The sequence below is a fragment of the Burkholderia seminalis DSM 23518 genome (assembly GCF_902832885.1).
GTDB classification, from domain to species: domain Bacteria; phylum Pseudomonadota; class Gammaproteobacteria; order Burkholderiales; family Burkholderiaceae; genus Burkholderia; species Burkholderia seminalis.
Map to the genome: position 1 here is coordinate 1 of NZ_CADFDK010000014.1, position 22,440 is coordinate 22,440.

A 22,440-nucleotide genomic window follows, 5' to 3' on the forward strand; every position below is an offset into this window, starting at 1 on the left:
AGCGCAGTAATGCGTTCAGCTAACTGATACTAATTGCCCGTAAGGCTTGATCCTATAACAAGTCTGTTTTACAGACAGCGGTTGAATGACCGCGATGTGCTGATACGCACAACCCCAAAATTACTGCTTCTTCCAAGATTGGTTGTGCTGCGAAGTCAGCACAACAACCCTCTTTGCCTGATGACCATAGCGAGTCGGTCCCACCCCTTCCCATCCCGAACAGGACCGTGAAACGACTCTACGCCGATGATAGTGCGGATTCCCGTGTGAAAGTAGGTAATCGTCAGGCTCCCTAAGCCAGAAACCCCCGCCCGAAAAGGCGGGGGTTTTTGCATTTCGGCGACGGAAATGCGCGTCGACGCAGAAAGGTGCTCGATTCATCGCATCCATTCGACGACATCCCGACTCAAGATACGACGACCGTAAATTCGACCCCCGATTCAAAGTCCAGCGTCGTGGTCGAAAACCGCGGATCGTCGTCCAGGTATTGCTTGTAGGGTCGAACGGCATCCTCGGCTGTGTACATGTTGTCGGCAAGCACGACCGATCCCGGGCGCAGCAGGTGCTCGATCTGCTTGAACAGTCTCAGATAAGCGTCGGCCCAAACGTCGATGAATACCAGGTCGAAGGCCCCGTCCAATTCGGCAACGGTCTCGAATACGTCGCCCTCCCGCAAATCGACATAAGCGTCCAGGCCTGCCGTTTTGGCGTGCGCGCGCAGATGTGCGCACTTGAGCGTGTCGCGCTCGGTCGCGACGACCACGCCGCGGCCCAACATGCGCAGCGCCTCCGCGAAATAGAGCGTGGACACGCCGCGGGAACTGCCGAGTTCGAGGATTCGGGCCGGCCGTTGCGAAAGCACCATGTTGCGCAGGAATCTTCCCGTTTCCGCCGACACGGCCAACGATAGCGGGCTGCCTTCCGAGGACTCGAAGTCTTCGCTGGACAACCCGAGCATTTCGAGAAATCGTCCCCGCAGCCGGGGAGCAAGCGCCTCGTATTCGTCGCCGAGCGTCAGGAACGCTTCGTTCGATCCCTGGAACTGCGCGCGTGCGCGCGCGATGATTTCGGCTCGGCTCTCCTCATGAAGCCTTTGCAGAAGAGCGATGGTGGGTGGAGTCATGTGCATTCCCTGGAGAGATTGATGAGGTCGACGACGCATCCAGCGACTGCTCCCTCCGCCGGGTTTCCCGCGCTGAGGTTCGGCCGCCGACCAACCGGCGATGCTACGTGCTTCGGGCGAGCGTGATGGCGCGTTCCGGACACGCCGTCACGCAAAGCCCGCATGACCGGCACGCATGCGCATTCGGCGTGTAGGCGACTTTCATTCCATGCACGCGCAACTTCAGGCGATGCATCATGCCGAGGCCGACGTAGTCGGACTGATCGATGCGCCGGATCTCGAATACGTTTTCCGGGCAAACGGTGACGCAATCCCCCTTGCCTTCGCAACGTTTCAGGTCGACGACCGGCGCAATCACCCCCGGCTTCTGTTTGCAGCTGCCCGTGGATCGTTCGCGCATGTTCACTCTCCCGTGCGCGGGTTGCTGCCCGATCGCCACGCGGCCCGAAAACGCTCGCGCTCTTCCGGCGTCATCGATTCCCACTTGCGCCAGTGGCGTCGGCCGTGCCAGCCACGGTGTCCGCGGAATCCGCCGAACAGAATGCGGCTCAACACCAGCAGGCCCAGCGCATGGGCGAAGTCGATCGTCCGGGCGCCGACGAATAACGCCGGCATCACCCAGTTCCACAGCATCATGACGACCCATCCGAGCACGCCTATGGCGATCACCACGAGCAGTGCCTTGCCGGCACATCTGATTCGAAAATTCATCCGTCGACTCCGTTAGTTGTCCAGTTCGTCATAAATGGGCTGCATCCGGGCGCGCAGATGCAGGACCGCATAGCGTTTGCGCGCGAGCAGGGTATTGAGCGCGATACCGCTTTGCGCGGCCATCTCCTTGAAGGACTGCCCTTCCAGTTCATGCGCGATGAAAACCTCACGCTGATTGGCGGGCAACTCGTCGAGCGCATCCTGCAACGCCTTGAGCACCAGCGTGCGGGCGTAGAGCGCTTCGGGGCCGGCGTCGTGCGCCGGTAGCGCGAGGTCCAGCCGATACTCGCCGTCCGGTTCGTCTTCGGCTTCGAGCAGATCGGTCAGCGGCTGCTCCTTCTTCTTGCGAAAACGATCGATGATGCGGTTGCGCGCGGTACGGAACAGCCACGCGCTCGCCTGCTCGATCGGGGCAGGCAGCCGATACGCCTGCACGAATTCGTAAAACACATCCTGCAGGATGTCCTCGGCATCGTCCGGGTCGCGTATCCGGCGCCGGATGAAGCTCACTAGCCTCGATCGTTCACGCATCACCGTCGCCGTGATGTCGCGGTCTGGGTCGGTCATCATGTGCGAAGTGGGTGGCGATTCCATGCCTGTGAAGACGTTTCAGGCGCCCGGATATTGTGGCGCCGGTGAAAATCCGCTGCTGAACGCTTTCCCTCGACGCACCACGGACAGTCGGCACGATAGTCCGATCTCGCCGAATCGACTCTGTCTTTTCCGACTTCGCAGCCCTGCCAACCTCTCGTCTGAACTGGTCAGGCCAGTCAGGCCTTAAGTTCCCGCCACCGCTGTCGTTAAACAGGACGTTGCCGGCCTTCGGCAACCCCATTCAAATAACGCGGTAACGGAGATCGAAGTCATCATGCTGTCCTCGATTCGTGCTCGGATACTTGCGACCTGCGTCGCCATCGTGGTCACGGCGCTGGCCGTGACGGGCGGACTGGTCTATTACGTCGTCAAGAACCACAACGACGAGGCCATCGACCAGAACCACAAGTCGATCCTCGCCGGCCACGCGCTCGCGATCAACGAATGGGTGGCCAGCAGGGCGCGGGCGACCCAGGCACTCGCCGACACGATCGCGATCGGCGAAGGCGACCCGCTGCCGGCATTGAAACTGCTCGGCAAGTCGGGTGGCTTCGAGGTGCTGACGCTTGGCTTGCCGGACAAGACTGCGTTCTCGAACGTCCCGCTCGCGCCCGGCTACGATCCGACCGCACGGCCCTGGTACAAGCAAGCCGTCAGCGCGGGCCAGCTGGTCGTGACGGCGCTCTACCGTGATGCGACGACCGGCAAGCCGGCCGTCGCGTTCGCGGTGCCCGTGGTGCGCGACGGCGCCGTGAAGGGCGTGCTGGCCGCCAGCCTGTTCATGGAGAGCGTGAGCGCGATCGTCACCTCCGTTCACCCGACACCGGCGAGTTTCGCGTTCCTGGTGGACAAGAGCGGGCGCGTGATCGCGTCGGCGAAGACCGACCTGATCATGAAACCTGCGACCGGCCTTTCGCCTGCGCTCGACTCCGATCACCTCGGCGCGCTGCAAACGGCGTCCGCGCCTGTCGCGGTCGACATCGACGGGGCCACCAAGCTGGTGCGCGCACAGCCGATCGCAGGCACCGACTGGTCGCTGGTCCTCGCGCTCGACAAGGCCGACGTGACGGCCGGCATGCGTGCGGTCGCGACCACGACGCTGGCTGCCATCCTGATCGTCGCCGTCATCGCGGCGGCGCTCGTCGGCGCGATGACGAACGCGGCTTTCAAGCGCATCCTGCTGGTTCGCGATGCGCTCATGGACGTCTCGAGCGGCAGCGGCGACCTGACGAAACGCCTGCCCGCCGACGGCGCGGACGAAGCCGCGCAGATCGCGCATGCGTTCAACCTGTTCGCCGAAAAGATCAGCACGATCCTGCTGCAGATTCGCGAATTCAGCGAATCCGTCAACCTCGCGAGCGCCGAGATCGCACAGGGCAACCAGGATCTGTCGAGCCGGACCGAACATGCGGCGTCGAGCTTGCAGGAGACGGCCGCCGCGCTCGAGGAAATCGCCGGCACGGCCCGCAACTCGGCCGATGCCGCCAGCCAGGTGAGCCGTCTGGCGGAATCCGCGTCGACTGTCGCGTTGCGCGGCGGCTCGGTCGTGAGCGAGGTCGTGTCGACGATGAACGACATCACGCAAGCGTCCGGCGAAATCGCCAACATCGTCGGCGTGATCGACGGCATTGCGTTCCAGACCAACATCCTCGCGTTGAACGCCGCCGTCGAGGCAGCACGTGCGAACGAGCACGGCCGCGGCTTTGCGGTCGTCGCGGGCGAGGTGCGTGCACTCGCACAGCGCAGCGCGCAAGCCGCCAAGGAGATCAAGCAGCTGATTCACTCGTCGGTCGAGAAGATCGAGGGCGGCTCCGGACTCGTCCAGACGGCCGGGGCGACGATGGACGAGATCGTCGAGGGCGTGCGCGGCATCACGGGCGTGATCGCCGAAATGACCGTGGCGGCGAAGGAGCAGAGCACGGGGCTCGAGCAGGTGAATCAGGCCGTGTCGCATCTCGACGACGCGACGCAGCAGAATGCGGCGCTCGTCGAGCAGTCGGCGGCCGCGGCGACGTTGTTGCGCGAGCAGGCTGCCAGGCTCGCGCAGACGGTCGGCGAGTTCAAGCTCGCGGACAATCGTGCGTCGGCGTTGCAGCCCGCTTGACGACGCGCGTATCGGCTACCCGACATTCGCGGCATGGACGGGTGCGACACCTTCACCTGTGCGCGAATGTCCGGACAGCCGGAACCGGGCGCAGCCTACATGACCTGCGAAGCGTGCCCGGCGACGATGCGCCAGCCCGTGCTCGAGCGGCGCCAGAGGCGCGTATAGGCAAACGTGCCGTCGAACGCGATGCCGTCGAAATGGCCGGCGAGTGTCGCTTTCGTCGTGGTCAGGATCATCGCGTCGATCGCGCAGGCGCGCATTTCGTGGACGTCGAGTTTCTCCAGGCGCAGCAGCTTCGCACGATGCACGGACAGGTCGTCTTCCTTGGAAATGATCTGGCCGGTCGGGGCGGTGAACACCAGATCGTCGTCCAGCAGTGTATCGAGCGCGTCGACGTCGTTGACCAGCATCGCCGCACGCAGCGCGGTTTCAAACGGTTCGATGACAGTACGGATTGCATCCATGTCGGATCCTCGCTTCATCCCCGAAGGGTTGCACACGCAGCGGCGGCGGATAAAACCTACCGCGCATTCGACAGCGATTGACGCCGGACCAGCATCACCACGCAGATGCCGATCGACGCGATGACGTTGACGACCGGATAGAACGCGACCGCGCCACGCCACGTGTTCAGTGCCAGCAACGCCAGCGCGTACTTGAGCACGCACAGCGCGAAATAGGCGAGGCTTTCGCTCCACGGATCGCGGATCGTCTTGCGCACGGTCGGGCCGAGGCCGGCAAGCTCGATCAGCGTGACCAGGCAGATCGAGATCGTCGGGTCGTCGGTCAGCATCCACAACGGCACGGCCGACAGCGCCGCGCCCAGAAAAACCCAGTCGAGGCCGGTCCAGCCGCGATCGCCGCGAAAGATGCTCGCCACCAGCGTCAGAAGGCACGTGACGGCAATCGCCGCCGTGCACCATGCGGACGGCCCCGCGCCTGCAGCGAACTGGCCGGCCGCCGCGATCGCGGTGACGACCGACCAGACGAGCCACGTGAACAGATGCGGGCGAACGGTGCGCCGGTAGATCGCGAGCGCGTACGGAACCGCCGCCAGCAGGGACACGGCCGTGCCGATCACGCCAAAGACCGAAGCGGCACCCTGATCGATACTCCCCATCGACGCAACCTCGTGCGGACTGGCCGACCAGTATGTGGTCGGACGGCGCGGGGCGCAACGTCGTGCCGACGCACTGTTGCGTAGCGTTTTCACGCAGGCTCGCACCGGAATGCCGAAGCAATCACCTCCAAAACGAACGGCGCCGCGATCGTGACGCGGCAGGAAAACCCCGCTGCACGACGATCGAATGGATAGAAATAACCTCGTCAGTGAGAAGAAAAACTGTTCTTTCAAATCTCCTTTTGATCACCGACAGTTGGCCGACCGGACGACTGCCGCGATGCACGGCGGTCATGGGCCGAGGTCGTGGCCGCCAACGTCCGTCGTCGGGTAGAAGCCGGGCGGAGCACCCCACACTAGCGCCGGGTCGTCACAACGGAGCCTTGAATGAACCCAACTTCAACAGAAAGCCGTCAGCACGCGGACTGGAGACGTCTCGCGGCGCAGGTCGTCTCGAGAACGCTCGCGCATATCGGCGGGCGCGGCGTGCCGGCCCGCAGCGGGCGGACGTTCGCCGCGATCAATCCGGCGACCGAGGCCGTCATCGCGGAAGTCGCGTCGTGCGGCGCGCCGGACGTCGACGATGCGGTGCGCGCCGCGCGCCACGCGTTCGAATCCGGCGTCTGGTCGCGCTGCGCGCCGGCCGAGCGCAAGCGCGTGCTGTGCCGGCTCGGCGAGCTCATCGCCGCGCATGGCGAAGAGCTCGCGCTGCTCGATTCGCTCAACATGGGCAAGCGCGTCGCGGACGCGTTCGGCATCGACGTGCCGGCCGCGGGCGGCCTGTTCGGTTGGTATGGCGAAGCCGTCGACAAGCTGCACGGCGAAGTCGCGTCGGCCGATCCCGGTAACCTCGCGGTCGTCACGCGCGAACCGCTGGGCGTGGTCGGCGTGGTCGTGCCGTGGAATTTTCCGCTCGACATGGTCGCGTGGAAGGTGGCGCCGGCGCTTGCCGCCGGCAACAGCGTCGTGCTGAAGCCGGCGGAACAGTCGCCGCTGTCCGCGCTGCGTGTCGCGGAGCTGGCGCTCGAGGCCGGCCTGCCGCCCGGCGTGCTGAACGTCGTGCCGGGTGACGGCGAGACCGCGGGGCGCGCGCTCGGACTGCATCCCGACGTCGACGTACTCGCGTTCACGGGATCGACGGCCGTCGGCAAGAAATTCCTCGAGTACGCCGCGCAGTCGAACATGAAGCAGGTGTGGCTCGAATGCGGCGGCAAGAGCCCGAACCTTGTCTTCGACGATGCGGACGATCTCGATCTCGCCGCACGCAAGGCGTGCTTCGGCATCTTCTTCAACCAGGGCGAAGTGTGTTCCGCGAACTCGCGGCTGCTGGTCCAGCGCTCGATCCACGATGCGTTCGTCGACCGGCTGATTGCGCATGCCGCCGCATTCATGCCGGGCGATCCGCTCGATCCGTCGAGCGGGATGGGCGCGATCGTCGATGAGCAGCAGCATCGGCGCGTGCGTGAATGGATCGCGCGCGGCCGCGACAGCGCGACGCTCGCGATCGGCGGCGGCGCACCGCGTGTCGACGGCAAGGGCTACTTCATCGAACCGACGATCTTCATCGACGTGCAGCCGGACGACGCGATCGCGCGCGAGGAAATCTTCGGACCGGTGCTGTCGGTGATGGCGTTCGATACCGAGGACGAGGCCGTGCGGCTCGCGAACGATTCGATCTATGGGCTGGCCGCGTCGGTGTGGACCGGCAGCCTGTCGCGCGCGCATCGCGTATCGGGCCGGCTGCGGGCCGGCACGGTGTCCGTCAACACGGTCGATGCGCTGAGCGCGCAGACGCCGTTCGGCGGGTTCCGCCAGTCGGGCTTCGGCCGCGATCTGTCGCTGCACGCGATCGACAAGTACACGGGCCTGAAGACGACCTGGATCAGCTACTGATTCGGCCCGGCGGGCCGCCAATGGCCGCGCCGGGCGGCACGACCGCGCTTTTATCCCTACAACGCACCGGAGACTTGCCCATGAATGCCCCCCACTTTCCGCATCGTACGACCCAGGACTATCAACGCAGCGACGCCGCGCATCACCTGCATGCATTCGTCGACCAGAAGGCGCTGAACGAGGAGGGCGCGCGCGTGATGGTGCGCGGCGAAGGTGTATATCTATGGGACAACGACGGCAACCGCTATCTGGACGGCATGTCCGGGCTGTGGTGTACCAACGTCGGTTATGGCCGGCCGGAGCTGGTCGACGCCGCCGCGCGGCAGATGAAGGCGCTGTCGTACTACAACATGTTCTTTCATACGACCCACCCGTCGGTGATCGAACTGTCGGAGCGGCTGTTCGCGCTGCTCGGCAATCGCTTCAGCCATGTGGTGTATACCAATTCGGGTTCCGAATCGAATGAGGTACTGATCCGCACGGTACGGCGCTTCTGGGACGTGATGGGCCAGCCGGCGAAGAAGGTGCTGATCGGCCGCGTGAACGGCTATCACGGGTCGACGGTCGGCAGTGCGTCGCTGGGCGGCATGGCGTTCATGCATGAAATGGGCGACCTGCCGATTCCGAACGTCACGCACGTCGACGAACCGTACTGGTACGCGAACGGCGGCGACCTGAGCCCCGAGGCATTCGGCAGGCAGGCGGCGCTGTCGCTCGAGCGCAAGATCCTCGAGATCGGTGCGGACCGCGTCGCCGCCTTCGTCGCGGAGCCGTTCCAGGGGGCGGGCGGGATGATTTTCCCGCCGGACGGCTACTGGCAGGAGATCGAACGCATCTGCCGCCAGTATGACGTGCTGCTTTGCGCGGATGAAGTGATCGGCGGCTTCGGCCGTACCGGCGAGTGGTTCGCGCATCGTCACTTCGGCTTCGAACCCGACCTGATCTGCATGGCCAAGGGGTTGACGTCGGGTTATGTGCCGATGGGCGGCCTGATCATGAGCCGGCGCGTCGGCGATGCGCTGGTCGACAAGGGTGGCGTCTATGCGCACGGGCTGACGTATTCGGGGCACCCGGTCGCGGCCGCCGTCGCGCTGGCGAACCTCGACGTGCTCGAGCGCGAGGGCCTCGTCGAGCGGACGAGGACGGATACGGGCCCGTACCTGCAGAAGGCGCTGCGCGACGCATTCGACGGTCATCCGCTCGTCGGCGAGATTCAGGGTGTGGGCGCGGTCGGTGCGATCCAGTTCGCGAAGGACAAGGCGACGCGCGAGCGCTTCGAGAACGAGGCCGACCTGACCTGGCACAGCCGGACGGTCGGTTTCGAACTCGGTGCGATCGTGCGATCGACCAACGGCCGCCTGATCGTTGCGCCGCCACTGGTGATCGATCATGCGCAGATCGACGAACTGGTCGGCACGATGCGCAAGGCGGTCGATGCGACCGCACGCGAAGTGCTCGGGATCGACTGCTGACCGGTCGAGCGGCGCGCTTTCGTCCGGCGACTGACTGCTCCGCGGCGCCGGTGCCAGCGTGAGGTGACAACCCGAATGTTCGAAGCGCGCCGCGTGCGCTTCGCGCGTCAAGGCTCCGCTTTTGCCGCATGCACGTCGCGGCGAAACGCGCCGGGGCTCGTGCCCGTCCACTTGCGGAACGCGCGATGGAACGCGCTCGGCTCGGTGAAGCCGAGCTCGGCCGCGATCTCCGCGACGCTGAGCGCGTGAGCGCGCAGCAGCGACTGGGCCAGCGCGCCGCGCAGCTCGTCCTTGATCGCCGCGAAGCTCTGCCCTTCGCTGCGCAGGCGCCGTCGCAGCGTCGCCGGCGTCGTGCCGAGGCGCACGGCCAGCGCGTCGAAGTCGGGCCACTCGGCGGCCGGCAGCGCTTTCAGGTGCGCGCGCGTTTTCGCGACCCAGCCGGTGTCGTGCCGGTAGCGAACCAGCAGGTTGCCGGGCGCGCCGCGCAGGAAGGTTTTCAGTGCCTGCTCGGAACGGATCGTCGGCAGCGCGAGATACGCGGCGTTGAACGCGAGCCGGCTGTCGGGCCGGTCGAAATGCACGGGGACGCCGAAGAACTGGTGATAGTCGCTGCGCTGGTCGGGGCTTGGGCACGCGAAATCGATCCGTTGCAGCGGAATGCGCCGGCCGGTCAGCCAGCACGCGACGCCGAGCAGGATCAGCCAGAACGTGCGGTAGGCGAACGCCGGATAGGGTGCGCCCGTCTGCGTCAGCACGATTTGCGCCTGCCCGCCGGCCACGACGAGTTCGCCGTGCGGTTCGTCGAGCACCACGCGAAGGAACTGCAGCGCGCGGCGCAGCGCCTGCTCGAGCGTGCCGGCGTGCAGCACCGCGTGGCACAGCAGCGTGAAGCTGCCTCGTCGCATCGGGCGCGCGGCGAGGCCGAAGAATTCGTCGTCGAGCGTGCCGGCGATCGCCAGCCACAGCCGGCCGTACTGTTGCGGCGTGACGGGCTCGCGCACGGCGGCCGGGAGGCCGGCGGCGTGCAATACCGGTTCCGTCGGCAGGCCTTGCCGGCCCAGGCACGCGAGCGCATCGTCGACGAAATCCGGCGAAATCATCTGCGGCCCCATTTTTCTGCGTCCTCCCGACATGGCAAAAGCGATCACGATTCTAGATTCTGTTTGTCATTGAATGCAATGTGCGGGCTGTCTACTATCGATGTATGCCCCGTCGCGCTCCTGGCTCGACGGCGGCCATAACGTACAGGAGACACGCATGCCTGATGGAGCGACCGCCCGGGCGGTGCCGGCCTACGCCGACGCCGTGGCCCGGTTCAGAATCGAGACCGCCGCCGCGCAGCTGCACGGCGATCTGGAGCGCGGCATGAACGCGTGCGTCGAGTGCTGCGACCGGCACGCGACGGCGGACGCGGTCGCACTCGACTGGATCGACATCGGCGGGCGGCACCACCGCTTCACGTTCGCGCAGATGCAGGCGTGGTCGGCGCGGGTCGCGAACCTGCTCGTCGCGCAGGGCGTGAAGCCGGGCGACGTGGTGGCCGGCCTGCTGCCGCGCACGCCCGAGCTCGTCGCGACGATCCTCGGCACGTGGCGCGCGGGGGCCGTCTATCAGCCGCTGTTCACCGCATTCGGCCCGAAGGCGATCGAACACCGGCTGCGCATGAGCGATGCACGCGTCGTCGTGACCAACGTCGCGAATCGCGCGAAGCTCGACGAGATCGACGATTGCCCGCCGGTCGCGACGGTGCGCGAACCGGGCGACACGCTGCCCGAGCGCGACATCGATTTCCGCGCGGCGCTCGATGCGCAGCCCGATACGTTCGAACCCGTGCCGCGCAAGGGCACGGACCTGTTCATGATGATGTCGACGTCGGGGACGACGGGCTTGCCGAAGGGCGTGCCGGTGCCGCTGTACGCGTTGCTCGCGTTCGGCGCCTACATGCGCGAAGCGGTCGATCTGCGCGCAGGCGACCGATTCTGGAACATCGCCGATCCGGGCTGGGCGTACGGCCTCTATTACGCGATCACGGGCCCGCTCGTGCTCGGCCATGCGACGACGCTCTACGAAGGCAGCTTCACGGTCGAGAGCACGTACGACGTGATCGAACGGCTCGGCATCACGAGCCTGGCCGGCTCGCCGACCGCGTACCGGATGCTGATGGCCGCCGGGCCGGAAGCGGCGGCGCGCGTGAAAGGCAAGCTGCGCGTGGTCAGCAGCGCGGGCGAGCCGCTGAATCCGGAGGTCGTGCGCTGGTTCGACGCGGCGCTCGGCGCGCCGATTTACGATCACTACGGCCAGACCGAGCTCGGGATGGTCGTGAACAACCATCACGGTCTCGCGCACGTGGTGCATGTCGGTTCCGCCGGCCTGGCGATGCCGGGCTACCGTGTCGCGGTACTCGACGAAGCGGGCCGCGAGCTGGGCCCCGGCGAACCGGGCAACCTCGCGATCGACATCGCGCGCTCGCCGCTGCTGTGGTTCCGCGGCTATTGGCGGCAGGACACGCCGGCGATCGCGGGCGGCTATTACCGGACCGGCGACAACGTCGAGCTGGAGCCGGACGGCACCGTGAGCTTCATCGGCCGCGCGGACGACGTGATCACGTCGTCCGGCTACCGGATCGGCCCGTTCGACGTGGAAAGCGCGCTGATCGAGCATAAGGCCGTCAGCGAAGCCGCGGTGATCGGCGTGCCCGATCCGGAGCGTACGGAGATCGTGAAGGCGTTCGTCGTGCTGTCGAAGGGCTTCGACGGCACGCCGGAACTGGCCGAGGAATTGAGCCTGCACGTGAAGCGGCGGCTGTCCGCTCACGCGTATCCGCGCGCGATCGACTTCGTCGGCGCGCTGCCGAAAACCCCGAGCGGCAAGATCCAGCGTTTCGTGCTGCGCAAGATGGAAGCCGAGAAGGCCGCTCAACCCTGAATACGGACTGCGAATGAATATCAAGGATCGCGTTTTTCTGATTACGGGCGCCGGCTCGGGCCTGGGCGCCGCGGTGGCGCGCATGGTCGTCGGGGCCGGCGGCAAGGCCGTGCTGCTGGACGTCAATGACGATGCCGGGACGAACCTCGCGCACGAACTCGGGGCGGCCGCCCGCTTCGTGAAGACCGACGTGACGAACGAAGCCGACGGCCAGGCGGCCGTCGCCGCCGCGCGCGACGCGTTCGGCCGCATCGACGCGCTGGTCAACTGCGCGGGCGTCGCGCCGGGCGAGAAGGTCGTCGGCCGCGACGGCCCGCACTCGCTCGACCGTTTCGTCCGTGCGGTGTCGATCAATCTGGTCGGCACGTTCAACATGATCCGGCTGGCCGCCGAAGCGATGTCGAAGCAGGACGCCGATGCGGAAGGCGAGCGTGGCGTGATCGTCAACACCGCATCGGTCGCGGCGTTCGACGGGCAGATCGGGCAGGCGGCGTATGCTGCATCGAAAAGCGGCGTGGTGGGCATGACGCTGCCGATCGCGCGTGAACTCGCGCGCTTCGGCATCCGCGTCGTGACGGTCGCGCCGGGCATCTTCGCGACGCCGATGATGGCCGGCATGCCGCAGGACGTGCAGGACGCGCTCGGCAAGAGCGTGCCGTTCCCGCCGCGGCTCGGCCGCCCGGAAGAATTTGCGGCGCTGGTGCGCCACATCGCCGAGAACACGATGCTGAACGGCGAAGTTATCCGTCTCGATGGCGCGTTGCGCATGGCACCGCGCTGACACTGGAGGAAGCGAATCATGACGACTCAGGATCCGATCGTAATCGTTGGCACGGCGCGTACGCCGATGGGTGGTTTTCAGGGCGACCTGGCGGGGGCCAGTGCGAGCGACCTCGGCGCGGTCGCGATTCGCGCGGCGCTCGAGCGCGCGAACGTGCCGGCCGAACGCATCGACGAAATCGTGTTCGGCTGCGTGCTGCCGGCCGGCCAGGGCCAGGCGCCGGCACGACAGGCCGCGCTGAAGGCCGGGCTGCCGCTCGGCGCAGGCGCGACCACGGTCAACAAGATGTGCGGTTCGGGGATGAAGGCCGCGATGTTCGCGCATGACCTGCTGCTGGCCGGTTCGGCGGCGGTGGCCGTCGCGGGCGGGATGGAGAGCATGACGAATGCGCCGTACCTGCTGCCGAAGGCGCGCGCCGGGATGCGCATGGGCCACGGTCAGGTGCTCGATCACATGTTCCTCGACGGGCTCGAGGACGCGTACGAGAAGGGCCGCCTGATGGGCACGTTCGCCGAGGATTGCGCGCAGGCGTACCAGTTCACGCGGGAGGCGCAGGATGCGTTCGCGATCGCGTCGCTCACGCGTGCGCAGCGCGCGATCGCGGAGGGGCGTTTCGTATCGGAGATCGCACCGGTGACCGTGAAGGCCGGCAAGACGGAAAGCGTCGTGTCGATCGACGAGCAGCCGGGCAAGGCAAAGCTCGACAAGATCCCGACGCTGAAGCCGGCGTTCCGCGAGGGCGGCACGGTGACGGCCGCGAACGCGTCGTCGATCTCGGACGGGGCGGCCGCGCTCGTGATGATGCGCCGCTCGGAAGCCGAACGTCTCGGCCTCACGCCGAAGGCGGTGATCGTCGGGCATTCGACGTTTGCGGACAAGCCCGGCCTGTTCGCGACCGCGCCGATCGGCGCGCTGCGCAGGCTGTCGGAGAAAACCGGCTGGAACCTGCGCGACGTCGACCTGTTCGAGATCAACGAAGCGTTCGCGGTGGTGCCGATGGCCGCGATGCGCGACCTCGACCTGCCGCACGAGAAGGTCAACGTGCATGGCGGCGCGTGCGCGCTCGGGCATCCGATCGGCGCATCGGGTGCGCGCGTGATGGTGACGCTGCTGGCCGCGCTCGACACGTATGGGCTCAAGCGCGGCGTCGCATCGCTGTGCATCGGCGGGGGCGAGGCGACGGCGATCGCGATCGAACGGGTCGCGTAACGCATCGCGGAATACGCACGCTGCAACGCGGGCGACGGGTCTGGCGCGGGGTGAACCTGCGCGTGACCCGTCGCCCGATTTTCATTCGGGAGAACTTGCCTTCGGCGACACCGCGCCGCACGCACGAATCACGAGCTGCACGACCTGCTCGGTCTTCTCGTCGAACGCCTTCTGCGTGAACGCGCGCTTGCCGCTCAGCGCGCGGATCTGCGCGTCGAAATCCGCGTAGTGCTGGGTGGTCGCCCAGATCAGGTACATCAGCGCGTGCGGGTCGATCGGCGCGAGCAACCCGCGCGCGATCCAGCCGTCGATCACGTTCACGCGGGTGTCGAACCACGGCTTCACGCGTTCCGACAGGATGTCCTGCATGTGCTCCGCGCCCTGGATGATCTCGTTGGCCCACACCTTCGAGCCGAGCGGGCGCCGCCGCGACAGCGCCATCTTCGCGCGCACGTAGCCGCCGATCGCTTCCACCGGATCGTCGCTGGCCTCGAACGAACCGGCCGCGCGATGCCATTCCTCGAACAGGTCGTCGAGCACGCGGCGGTACAGCGCGAGCTTCGTCGGGAAGTAGTAATGCAGGTTCGCTTTCGGCAAGCCGGCGCGTTCCGCGATCGTCGCGGTGCTCGCGCCGTCGAACCCGCGTTCGGCGAACACGGCCTCCGCACAGGCGAGCAGATGCGCTTCGTTGGATTCGCGGATGTGTGCCTTGCGTCGCCGCAAAGGCGCGGACGTCTCGTCGCTGTCGGTGGCTTCGGCTGCGGCCTCGTCATGTCTCATCGTTACCCTCGCGCGGCGGGCGTGCCGCGTTGGGCTTCATTCTAGCCGCTGATCCGCGTCGAACGCACGCATGCGGACAGCGCGTCCGCCGCGATGCTGCGTTGCGATGGCACGTTTCTCGCTCTGTCCATTCCCGCAAGAAAGAGATTGCTTTGGTGATTTTGATCGTCTAAAACCTGTCCAATCGGACAGGATTTGACGGGTTTCGCACACGACACAAGCATGCACCGCCGATGGGCGCGCATGCCCCGAAACCGGCATGACGCGCACCGGCACAGACCGGGCTGACGACATCACCGACCCCACAGGAGCGATACGAATGAATGCGGTATCGGAAACAGTGAAGCGGGCAGCGTTCGACACGTCGATCAAGGTCGACGGGAAGCGGTTGTGGGAGAGCCTGATGGAGGTCGCGAAGATCGGCGCGACGCCGAAAGGCGGCGTGTGCCGCCTCGCGCTGACCGATCTCGACAAGGCCGGCCGCGACCTGATCGTCGGCTGGGCGAAGGCCGCCGGCTGCACGGTGACGGTCGATACGATGGGCAACGTGTTCATGCGCCGCGCGGGCCGCGTGGCCGACGCGGCGCCGGTCGTCACGGGCTCGCACGCGGATTCGCAGCCGACCGGCGGCCGCTTCGACGGCATCTACGGCGTGCTCGGCGGCCTCGAGGTGATTCGCAGTCTCAACGATCACGGGATCGAGACCGAGCATCCGGTCGAGGTCGTGATCTGGACCAACGAGGAAGGCTCGCGTTTCGCGCCCGCGATGGTCGCGTCCGGCGTGTTCGCGGGCGTTTTTTCGCTCGAGTACGGGCTGTCGCGCAAGGACGTGGACGGCAAGACGATCGGCGAGGAACTGGCGCGCATCGGCTACGCGGGCGACGTGCTGTGCGGCGGGCGCAAGCTGCACGCGGCGTTCGAACTGCATATCGAACAGGGACCGATTCTCGAAGCGGAATGCAAGACGATCGGCGTCGTGACCGATGCGCAGGGGCAGCGCTGGTACGAGATCACGTTCACCGGCCAGGAAGCGCACGCGGGGCCCACGCCGATGCCGCGCCGCCGCGATGCGCTGCTCGGTGCGTCGCGCGTCGTCGATCTCGTCAACCGGATCGGCCTCGATCACGCGCCGTTCGGCTGCGCGACGGTCGGCATGATGCAGGTCCACCCGAACTCGCGCAACGTGATTCCGGGCCGCGTGTTCTTCACCGTCGACTTCCGGCATCCGGACGACGCGGTGCTCGCAAAAATGGATGCGGCGCTGCGCGACGGTGTCGCGCGCATCGCGGCCGACATCGGGCTCGACACGGCGCTCGAGCAGATTTTCTATTACAAGCCGGTTGCGTTCGATGCCACCTGCGTCGAGGCCGTGCGCGGCGCGGCCGATCGCTTCGGCTACTCGCATCGTGACATCGTATCGGGTGCCGGACACGACGCATGTTATCTGGCGCAGGTCGCGCCGACCTCGATGGTGTTCGTGCCGTGTGTCGACGGCATCAGCCACAACGAGATCGAGGACGCAACGCCCGCATGGATCGAGGCCGGCGCGAACGTGCTGCTGCACGCGATGCTGTCGCGTGCCTGCGAGCCGGTTTCATGACGCATCGACCGTAGCAGTCGGCAGGCTGCGTATCGCCTGATTGCAGGATGCCTCAGCATGACCGCCCCGACTGTGCGTTCGCAGCCGGCGGGGACGGCTTTGTCTCCACTCAGTCGAAGGAACGCGTATGACCACCAAGCCAACCGGCGATATCGCCGCGCATCGCCTGTCGTCCACGCAACTCTCGTGCGAATTCGCCGATATCGCGCCGCTGCTCGATCCGACTGCCGCGGCGGCCGCCGCGAGCCGCTGCCACTACTGCTACGACGCGCCGTGCGTGCAGGCTTGCCCGACGCAGATCGACATCCCGAGCTTCATCCGCAAGATCGGCAACGGCAACCTGAAGGGCGCCGCGACCGACATCCTGTCCGCGAATCCGCTTGGCGGGATGTGCGCGCGCGTTTGCCCGACCGAGATCCTGTGCGAAGGCGCGTGCGTGCGGAATCACCAGGATGCGCAGCCGGTTGCGATCGGCGCGCTGCAGCGGCACGCGACCGACTGGGCGATGGCGACCGGCGCGGTACAGTTCCGGCGCGCGCCCGACACGGGCCGCCATGTCGCGGTGGTCGGCGCGGGGCCGGCCGGGCTCGCGTGCGCGCACCGCCTCGCGCTCGCCGGGCATCGCGTCACGTTGTTCGACGCGCGCCCGAAGGCCGGCGGCCTCAACGAATACGGAATCGCCGCGTACAAGACCGTCGACGATTTCGCGCAGCGCGAAGTCGAGTGGCTGCTGTCGGTCGGCGGCATCACGCCGGCAACGGGCGTCGCGCTCGGCCGCGACGTGACGCTCGACGCGCTGCGCGAGCAGCACGATGCGGTGTTCCTTGCGATGGGTCTGGGCGGCGTGCGGGCCCTCGCGATCGACGGCGAGCAACTGGGCGGCGTGATGAACGCGGTCGACTTCATCGAGCAGGTGCGGCAGGCCGACGGGCTCGAGAACGTGCCGGTCGGGCGGCGCGTGGTCGTGATCGGCGGCGGCAATACGGCGATCGATGCGGCGGTGCAGAGCCGCAAGCTCGGCGCCGAGCGCGTGACGATGGTGTATCGGCGCGGCGTCGACGCGATGAGCGCGACGTGGGCCGAGCGCGAATTTGCGCAGAAGAGCGGCGTCACGCTCGTCACGCACGCGAAGCCGGTGCGCATCGCGGGCGCGAACGGGCAGGTGACCGGCGTCGAATTCGAGGCGGCGTCGGGCGAGCGCTTCACCGTCGAGGCGGACATGGTGCTGAAGGCGATCGGGCAGACGCTGGTGCCGGACGGAATCGCGGCCGCGTTGCTGACGGCCGACGGCACGCGCATCGCGGTGGCGGCCGACGGGCGTACGGCGCTGCCCGACGTATGGGCCGGCGGCGACTGCGCGGCGACGGACGGCATCGACCTCACGGTGCAGGCGGTGCAGGACGGCAAGCGCGCGGCCGCCTCGATCGATGCGGCGCTGGCGGCGCGCGACGCGAAGGCGGCCTGAACGCGGGACGTATCCAGGCATACCGATCACGACACCATTCTTCTGGAGCCGACCATGGCCGACCTTCGCTGCACCATCGCAGGCATCACTTCGCCGAATCCGTTCTGGCTGGCGTCCGCGCCGCCGACCGACAAGGCCTACAACGTCAACCGCGCCTTCGAGGCGGGCTGGGGCGGCGTCGTCTGGAAGACGCTCGGGCTCGATCCGCACGTCGTCAACGTCAGTTCGCGCTACGGCGCCGTGCAGTGGAACGGCCAGCGCATCGCGGGGCTGAACAACATCGAGCTGATCACCGACCGTCCGCTCGACGTGAACCTGAGAGAGATCGCGCAGGTGAAGCGCGACTGGCCGGACCGCGCGCTGATCGTGTCGCTGATGGTGCCGTGCAACGAACGCGACTGGAAATGGATCCTGCCGCTCGTCGAGGATACCGGGGCCGATGCGGTCGAGCTCAACTTCGGCTGTCCGCACGGGATGAGCGAGCGCGGCATGGGCGCGGCCGTCGGGCAGGTGCCCGAATACGTCGAGATGGTCACGCGCTGGGTGAAGGAAGGCACGAAGCTGCCGTGCCTCGTGAAGCTCACGCCGAACATCAGCGATATCCGGATGGGGTCGCGCGCCGCATACAAGGGCGGCGCGGACGGCGTGTCGCTGATCAACACGATCAACTCGATCGTCGCGGTCGACCTCGATCAGATGGCGCCGATGCCGACGGTCGACGGCAAGGGCACGCACGGCGGCTATTGCGGGCCGGCCGTGAAGCCGATCGCACTGAACATGGTGGCCGAGATCGCACGCGACCCCGAAACGCCGAACCTGCCGATCTCGGGCATCGGCGGCATCTCGTCATGGCGCGACGCGGCCGAGTTCATGGTGCTCGGCGCCGGCAGCGTGCAGGTGTGCACCGCGGCGATGCATTACGGATTCCGGATCGTGTCGGATCTCGCCGACGGGCTGTCGAACTGGATGGACGAGAAGGGCTACGCGACGCTCGACGATATTCGCGGCCGCGCGGTGCCGAACGTGACCGACTGGAAATACCTGAACCTGAAGTACGACATCAAGGCGCGCATCGACCAGGACCGCTGCATCCAGTGCGGGCTGTGCCATATCGCGTGCGAGGACACGTCGCACCAGGCGATCACGGCGACGAAGGACGGCGTGCGGCACTTCGAAGTGGTCGACTCGGAGTGCGTCGGGTGCAATCTTTGCATGCACGTGTGTCCGGTCGAGCAATGCATCACGATGGAGCGTGTCGATTCGGGCGACTACGCGAACTGGACCACGCATCCGAACAATCCGGCGAGTGCCGAAGCCGGTGCGGGCACCGCGGCGCCACCCGAGAAGCATGCGAAGGCGGCCTGACCGGCGTCCGGCGGCGCGCAATGTCCGCGCCGCCGCTTTTCGTGACCCCTGGGCCGGCATCGCACGATGCCGGCGCTGACGTTTTTCGTGGAGTGCGATCGATGACATCCGCAGCGAATCCCGCCGATCCCGACAGCGCCGCGGCGCGGGGCGGCAGCCTGTACAACGACGACCTCGCGCCGACGACGCCGGCGCAGCGCACGTGGAAGTGGTATCACTTCGCGGCGCTGTGGGTCGGGATGGTGATGAACATCGCGTCGTACATGCTCGCGGCCGGGCTGATCCAGGAAGGGATGTCGCCGTGGCAGGCGGTGATGACGGTGCTGCTCGGCAACCTGATCGTGCTCGCGCCGATGCTCCTGATCGGCCATGCGGGCGCGAAGCACGGCATTCCGTACGCGGTGCTCGTGCGCGCGTCGTTCGGCACACAGGGCGCGAAGCTGCCGGCGCTGTTGCGCGCGATCGTCGCGTGCGGCTGGTACGGCATTCAGACCTGGCTCGGCGGCAGCGCGATCTACACGCTGCTGAACATCCTGACCGGCAACGCACTGCACGGCGCGGCGCTGCCGCTCGTCGGCATCTCGTTCGGGCAGCTCGCGTGCTTCCTCGTGTTCTGGGTGCTGCAGCTGTACTTCATCTGGCACGGGACCGATTCGATCCGCTGGCTCGAGAGCTGGTCCGCGCCGATCAAGGTCGTGATGTGCGTGGCGCTCGTGTGGTGGGCGACGTCGAAGGCCGGCGGGTTCGGCTCGATGCTGTCGGCGCCGTCGCAGTTCGCGGCCGGCGGCAAGAAGGCCGGGCTGTTCTGGGCGACGTTCTGGCCGGGCCTGACGGCGATGGTCGGCTTCTGGGCGACGCTCGCGCTGAATATCCCCGATTTCACGCGCTTCGCGCAGTCGCAGCGCGACCAGATGATCGGGCAGTCGATCGGGCTGCCGCTGCCGATGGCGCTGCTGTCGGTGGTGTCGGTCGTCGTGACGTCGGCGACCGTCGTGATCTACGGCAACGCGATCTGGGATCCGATCGACCTGACGAGCCGCATGACGGGCATCGGCGTCGGCATCGCGCTCGTGATCCTCACGCTCGACACGATGTGCTGCAACCTCGCCGCGAATCTCGTCGGCCCGGCGTACGACTTCTCGAGCCTGTGGCCGAAGGCGATCTCGTACCGTACCGGCGGGATGATCACCGCGACGATCGCGATCGTGATGATGCCGTGGAAGATCCTCGCGACGACGGACGGTTACATCTTCACCTGGCTCGTCGGGTACTCGGCGCTGCTCGGGCCGGTCGCCGGCATCATGATGGTCGACTACTTCCTGATCCGTGGCACGCAGCTCGATACGCGCGCGCTGTTCGACGAACGCGGCGGCTTCAGCTACGCGCGGGGCTGGAACCCGGCCGCGCTCGCCGCGCTCGCGGTCGGCGTGCTGCCGAACCTGCCCGGCTTCCTGCATACCGCCTTTCCGGCGTCGTTCCCGAACGTGCCGGCGTTCTTCAACACGCTCTACACGTACGCGTGGTTCGTCGGCCTCGTGCTGGCGTCCGGCGTGTACGGCACCTGGATGAAGTGGCGCGCCGGACAGCGCGCGCAGATCGCGAGCGCATGACGCGCGACATGCGTGTCGAGCGGCACCCGACAGTCAACGAGGAGGCAACCCCATGGCAATCCTGATTCGCGGCGGCACCGTGGTCGATGCGGACCGCTCCTATCGCGCGGACGTGCTTTGCGCGGATCCGCAGGACGGCGGCACGATCCTGCAGATCGCCGAGCAGATCGACGCGCCGGCCGGCGCGAGCGTCGTCGACGCGCACGACCAGTACGTGATGCCGGGCGGCATCGATCCGCATACGCACATGGAACTGCCGTTCATGGGCACGACCGCGAGCGACGATTTCTACTCGGGCACGGCCGCCGGGCTGTCGGGCGGCACGACGAGCATCATCGACTTCGTGATCCCGAGCCCGAAGCAGCCGCTGATGGACGCGTTCCGCGAGTGGCGCGGCTGGGCCGAGAAATCGGCGGCCGACTACGGCTTCCACGTGGCCGTGACGTGGTGGGACGAGAGCGTGCACCGCGACATGGGCACGCTCGTGCGCGAGCATGGCGTGTCGAGTTTCAAGCACTTCATGGCGTACAAGAACGCGATCATGGCCGACGACGAGATTCTCGTGAACAGCTTCACGCGTTCGCTCGAACTCGGCGCGCTGCCGACCGTGCACGCGGAGAACGGCGAGCTCGTGTTCCGGCTGCAGCAGGCGCTGCTCGCGCGCGGCATGACGGGGCCGGAGGCGCATCCGCTGTCGCGGCCGCCGGAGGTCGAAGGCGAGGCCGCGAACCGCGCGATCCGCATCGCGCAGGTGCTCGGCGTGCCCGTGTACATCGTGCATGTGTCGGCCAAGGACGCGGTCGACGTGATCACGCGTGCGCGCGGCGAAGGGCTGCGCGTGTTCGGCGAAGTGCTGCCGGGCCACCTGGTGATCGACGAGGCCGTCTATCGCGACCCGGACTGGACGCGTGCGGCCGCGCACGTGATGAGCCCGCCGTTCCGCTCGGCCGAGCATCGCGAGGCGCTGTGGCGCGGGCTGCAGTCGGGGCAGCTGCATACGACGGCGACCGATCACTGCGTGTTCTGCGCATCGCAGAAGGCGATGGGCCGCAACGATTTCACGAAGATCCCGAACGGTTGCGGCGGTGTCGAGGATCGCATGTCGGTGCTGTGGCATCACGGCGTGAATCATGGCCGCATCACGCCGAACGAGTTCGTGCGGATCACATCGACGAACGCCGCGCAGATCTTCAACCTGTATCCGCGCAAGGGCGCGGTGCAGGTCGGCGCCGATGCCGACCTCGTCGTGTGGGATCCGGCCGCGACGAAGACGATCTCGGTGAAGACCCATCACCAGCAGGTCGACTTCAACGTGTTCGAGGGGATGACGGTGCAGGGCGTCGCGACGCACACGCTCACGCGCGGCGCGCTCGCGTGGGCCGACGGCGAGCTGCGCGCGGTGCGCGGCGCGGGCCGCTACCTGGAGCGTCCGCCGGCGGCCGGCTACTACGAGGCCGCGCGGATCGCGAACCGGTTGCGCGAACCGCATCCGGTCGAGCGCGCGGGTTGAACGACGCGTGTCATGCGGGGCATGTCCGTTCGAGCGGAGAGCGGCATGCCCCGCGTGCGTTTTCCGCCAGCTAGATAGAACAACTGATCAAGTCGGATAGATGCGAAACGGGAAACGATCGATGCGGCTGGTCACGGTGATTTTGTCGGCGTTGCAGGCGCGCGTATCGAGCGAG

19 protein-coding genes and 1 rRNA gene are annotated in these 22,440 nt (G+C 67.0%); 12 read left to right on the forward strand and 8 right to left on the reverse strand.

Annotation, left to right across the window (positions count from 1 at the left end):
* The first annotated feature begins 176 nt into the window (after nucleotides 1-176).
* A 5S ribosomal RNA gene (rrf, locus tag HWX00_RS29980) occupies nucleotides 177-289 on the forward strand.
* Between the two features lie 117 nt (nucleotides 290-406).
* Here rrf and HWX00_RS29985 read toward each other — a convergent pair.
* The 4 genes from HWX00_RS29985 to HWX00_RS30000 all read right to left on the reverse strand — a co-directional run bounded on the left by HWX00_RS29985 (nucleotide 407) and on the right by HWX00_RS30000 (nucleotide 2,428).
* Complete coding sequence (locus HWX00_RS29985; protein WP_175027321.1) at nucleotides 407-1,123, reverse strand: O-methyltransferase; 717 nt, start codon at nucleotides 1,121-1,123, stop codon at nucleotides 407-409.
* Nucleotides 1,124-1,226: 103 nt separating this feature from the next.
* Nucleotides 1,227-1,523 (reverse strand): 4Fe-4S dicluster domain-containing protein, encoded by a 297-nt coding sequence (locus HWX00_RS29990; RefSeq protein ID WP_034190682.1) that lies wholly within the window; start codon nucleotides 1,521-1,523, stop codon nucleotides 1,227-1,229.
* Nucleotides 1,524-1,525: 2 nt separating this feature from the next.
* A complete protein-coding gene (locus HWX00_RS29995) occupies nucleotides 1,526-1,834 on the reverse strand; it encodes a hypothetical protein (protein WP_034190681.1) in 309 nt (102 codons plus the stop codon).
* A 12-nt stretch (nucleotides 1,835-1,846) separates the two neighbouring features.
* Nucleotides 1,847-2,428, reverse strand: coding sequence for an RNA polymerase sigma factor (locus HWX00_RS30000; RefSeq protein ID WP_175027320.1), 582 nt, complete (start codon nucleotides 2,426-2,428; stop codon nucleotides 1,847-1,849).
* 274 nt (nucleotides 2,429-2,702) lie between these two features.
* Between HWX00_RS30000 and HWX00_RS30005 the strand changes: the two genes are divergently transcribed.
* Nucleotides 2,703-4,532 carry a methyl-accepting chemotaxis protein gene (locus tag HWX00_RS30005; protein WP_059557998.1) on the forward strand — a complete coding sequence of 610 codons (1,830 nt, stop codon included), beginning with the start codon at nucleotides 2,703-2,705 and terminating at the stop codon, nucleotides 4,530-4,532.
* A gap of 95 nt (nucleotides 4,533-4,627) precedes the next feature.
* Here HWX00_RS30005 and HWX00_RS30010 read toward each other — a convergent pair whose 3' ends face one another.
* Both HWX00_RS30010 and HWX00_RS30015 read right to left on the reverse strand, forming a co-directional pair.
* Nucleotides 4,628-4,999, reverse strand: coding sequence for a nuclear transport factor 2 family protein (locus HWX00_RS30010; RefSeq protein ID WP_175027319.1), 372 nt, complete (start codon nucleotides 4,997-4,999; stop codon nucleotides 4,628-4,630).
* A gap of 56 nt (nucleotides 5,000-5,055) precedes the next feature.
* On the reverse strand, nucleotides 5,056-5,655 hold the full coding sequence (locus HWX00_RS30015; RefSeq protein ID WP_034190678.1) for a hypothetical protein: 600 nt from the start codon (nucleotides 5,653-5,655) through the stop codon (nucleotides 5,056-5,058).
* A gap of 387 nt (nucleotides 5,656-6,042) precedes the next feature.
* Here HWX00_RS30015 and HWX00_RS30020 point away from each other — a divergent pair, with 387 nt between their 5' ends.
* Nucleotides 6,043-7,548 (forward strand): aldehyde dehydrogenase, encoded by a 1,506-nt coding sequence (locus tag HWX00_RS30020; RefSeq protein ID WP_175027318.1) that lies wholly within the window; start codon nucleotides 6,043-6,045, stop codon nucleotides 7,546-7,548.
* Nucleotides 7,549-7,628: 80 nt separating this feature from the next.
* On the forward strand, nucleotides 7,629-9,020 hold the full coding sequence (locus HWX00_RS30025) for an aspartate aminotransferase family protein (RefSeq protein WP_034190676.1): 1,392 nt from the start codon (nucleotides 7,629-7,631) through the stop codon (nucleotides 9,018-9,020).
* Nucleotides 9,021-9,127: 107 nt separating this feature from the next.
* Here the strand turns inward: HWX00_RS30025 and HWX00_RS30030 are convergent, their stop codons facing one another.
* On the reverse strand, nucleotides 9,128-10,132 hold the full coding sequence (locus HWX00_RS30030) for an AraC family transcriptional regulator (protein WP_175027317.1): 1,005 nt from the start codon (nucleotides 10,130-10,132) through the stop codon (nucleotides 9,128-9,130).
* 145 nt (nucleotides 10,133-10,277) lie between these two features.
* On the opposite strand from HWX00_RS30030, the gene HWX00_RS30035 reads away from it, so the two are divergent.
* Genes HWX00_RS30035 through HWX00_RS30045 form a run of 3 tightly spaced genes read left to right on the forward strand, consistent with a single transcriptional unit; the run spans nucleotide 10,278 to nucleotide 13,935 of the window.
* On the forward strand, nucleotides 10,278-11,945 hold the full coding sequence (locus tag HWX00_RS30035) for an acyl-CoA synthetase (protein ID WP_034190691.1): 1,668 nt from the start codon (nucleotides 10,278-10,280) through the stop codon (nucleotides 11,943-11,945).
* Between the two features lie 13 nt (nucleotides 11,946-11,958).
* The gene (locus tag HWX00_RS30040) at nucleotides 11,959-12,726 is read left to right on the forward strand and encodes a 3-hydroxyacyl-CoA dehydrogenase (protein ID WP_034190674.1); all 768 of its coding nucleotides are present in this window, start codon (nucleotides 11,959-11,961) and stop codon (nucleotides 12,724-12,726) included.
* 18 nt (nucleotides 12,727-12,744) lie between these two features.
* A complete protein-coding gene (locus tag HWX00_RS30045; protein ID WP_034190673.1) occupies nucleotides 12,745-13,935 on the forward strand; it encodes an acetyl-CoA C-acetyltransferase in 1,191 nt (396 codons plus the stop codon).
* An 81-nt stretch (nucleotides 13,936-14,016) separates the two neighbouring features.
* Here the strand turns inward: HWX00_RS30045 and HWX00_RS30050 are convergent, their stop codons facing one another.
* Nucleotides 14,017-14,715 (reverse strand): TetR/AcrR family transcriptional regulator, encoded by a 699-nt coding sequence (locus HWX00_RS30050; RefSeq protein WP_034190672.1) that lies wholly within the window; start codon nucleotides 14,713-14,715, stop codon nucleotides 14,017-14,019.
* A gap of 319 nt (nucleotides 14,716-15,034) precedes the next feature.
* Here HWX00_RS30050 and HWX00_RS30055 point away from each other — a divergent pair, with 319 nt between their 5' ends.
* From HWX00_RS30055 to hydA, 5 genes are all read left to right on the forward strand, one after another.
* Nucleotides 15,035-16,315, forward strand: coding sequence for a Zn-dependent hydrolase (locus HWX00_RS30055; RefSeq protein WP_124609261.1), 1,281 nt, complete (start codon nucleotides 15,035-15,037; stop codon nucleotides 16,313-16,315).
* A 127-nt stretch (nucleotides 16,316-16,442) separates the two neighbouring features.
* Nucleotides 16,443-17,780 (forward strand): NAD(P)-dependent oxidoreductase, encoded by a 1,338-nt coding sequence (locus HWX00_RS30060; protein WP_124609262.1) that lies wholly within the window; start codon nucleotides 16,443-16,445, stop codon nucleotides 17,778-17,780.
* A 54-nt stretch (nucleotides 17,781-17,834) separates the two neighbouring features.
* Entirely contained in the window at nucleotides 17,835-19,145 is a 1,311-nt protein-coding gene (gene preA / locus HWX00_RS30065; protein ID WP_034190669.1) for an NAD-dependent dihydropyrimidine dehydrogenase subunit PreA, read from the forward strand.
* A 101-nt stretch (nucleotides 19,146-19,246) separates the two neighbouring features.
* On the forward strand, nucleotides 19,247-20,755 hold the full coding sequence (locus HWX00_RS30070; protein WP_049033028.1) for an NCS1 family nucleobase:cation symporter-1: 1,509 nt from the start codon (nucleotides 19,247-19,249) through the stop codon (nucleotides 20,753-20,755).
* A gap of 52 nt (nucleotides 20,756-20,807) precedes the next feature.
* Nucleotides 20,808-22,265, forward strand: a complete 1,458-nt coding sequence (hydA, locus tag HWX00_RS30075; RefSeq protein WP_034190667.1) for a dihydropyrimidinase — start codon at nucleotides 20,808-20,810, stop codon at nucleotides 22,263-22,265.
* Nucleotides 22,266-22,440: the final 175 nt, after the last annotated feature.

Excerpts from the sequence above, each read along its gene's own strand:
- HWX00_RS30005 (WP_059557998.1), top strand. The coding sequence starts at position 2,703 with ATGCTGTCCTCGATTCGTGCTCGGATACTTGCGACCTGCGTCGCCATC.
- HWX00_RS30060 (WP_124609262.1), top strand. The coding sequence starts at position 16,443 with ATGACCACCAAGCCAACCGGCGATATCGCCGCGCATCGCCTGTCGTCC.
- preA (WP_034190669.1), top strand. The coding sequence starts at position 17,835 with ATGGCCGACCTTCGCTGCACCATCGCAGGCATCACTTCGCCGAATCCG.
- HWX00_RS30030 (WP_175027317.1), bottom strand. The coding sequence starts at position 10,132 with ATGGGGCCGCAGATGATTTCGCCGGATTTCGTCGACGATGCGCTCGCG.
- HWX00_RS30040 (WP_034190674.1), top strand. The coding sequence starts at position 11,959 with ATGAATATCAAGGATCGCGTTTTTCTGATTACGGGCGCCGGCTCGGGC.
- HWX00_RS30025 (WP_034190676.1), top strand. The coding sequence starts at position 7,629 with ATGAATGCCCCCCACTTTCCGCATCGTACGACCCAGGACTATCAACGC.
- HWX00_RS30070 (WP_049033028.1), top strand. The coding sequence starts at position 19,247 with ATGACATCCGCAGCGAATCCCGCCGATCCCGACAGCGCCGCGGCGCGG.
- HWX00_RS30020 (WP_175027318.1), top strand. The coding sequence starts at position 6,043 with ATGAACCCAACTTCAACAGAAAGCCGTCAGCACGCGGACTGGAGACGT.
- HWX00_RS30050 (WP_034190672.1), bottom strand. The coding sequence starts at position 14,715 with ATGAGACATGACGAGGCCGCAGCCGAAGCCACCGACAGCGACGAGACG.
- HWX00_RS30045 (WP_034190673.1), top strand. The coding sequence starts at position 12,745 with ATGACGACTCAGGATCCGATCGTAATCGTTGGCACGGCGCGTACGCCG.
- HWX00_RS30000 (WP_175027320.1), bottom strand. The coding sequence starts at position 2,428 with ATGGAATCGCCACCCACTTCGCACATGATGACCGACCCAGACCGCGAC.
- HWX00_RS29985 (WP_175027321.1), bottom strand. The coding sequence starts at position 1,123 with ATGACTCCACCCACCATCGCTCTTCTGCAAAGGCTTCATGAGGAGAGC.
- HWX00_RS30055 (WP_124609261.1), top strand. The coding sequence starts at position 15,035 with ATGAATGCGGTATCGGAAACAGTGAAGCGGGCAGCGTTCGACACGTCG.
- HWX00_RS30035 (WP_034190691.1), top strand. The coding sequence starts at position 10,278 with ATGCCTGATGGAGCGACCGCCCGGGCGGTGCCGGCCTACGCCGACGCC.
- HWX00_RS29995 (WP_034190681.1), bottom strand. The coding sequence starts at position 1,834 with ATGAATTTTCGAATCAGATGTGCCGGCAAGGCACTGCTCGTGGTGATC.
- HWX00_RS30010 (WP_175027319.1), bottom strand. The coding sequence starts at position 4,999 with ATGGATGCAATCCGTACTGTCATCGAACCGTTTGAAACCGCGCTGCGT.
- HWX00_RS29990 (WP_034190682.1), bottom strand. The coding sequence starts at position 1,523 with ATGCGCGAACGATCCACGGGCAGCTGCAAACAGAAGCCGGGGGTGATT.
- hydA (WP_034190667.1), top strand. The coding sequence starts at position 20,808 with ATGGCAATCCTGATTCGCGGCGGCACCGTGGTCGATGCGGACCGCTCC.
- HWX00_RS30015 (WP_034190678.1), bottom strand. The coding sequence starts at position 5,655 with ATGGGGAGTATCGATCAGGGTGCCGCTTCGGTCTTTGGCGTGATCGGC.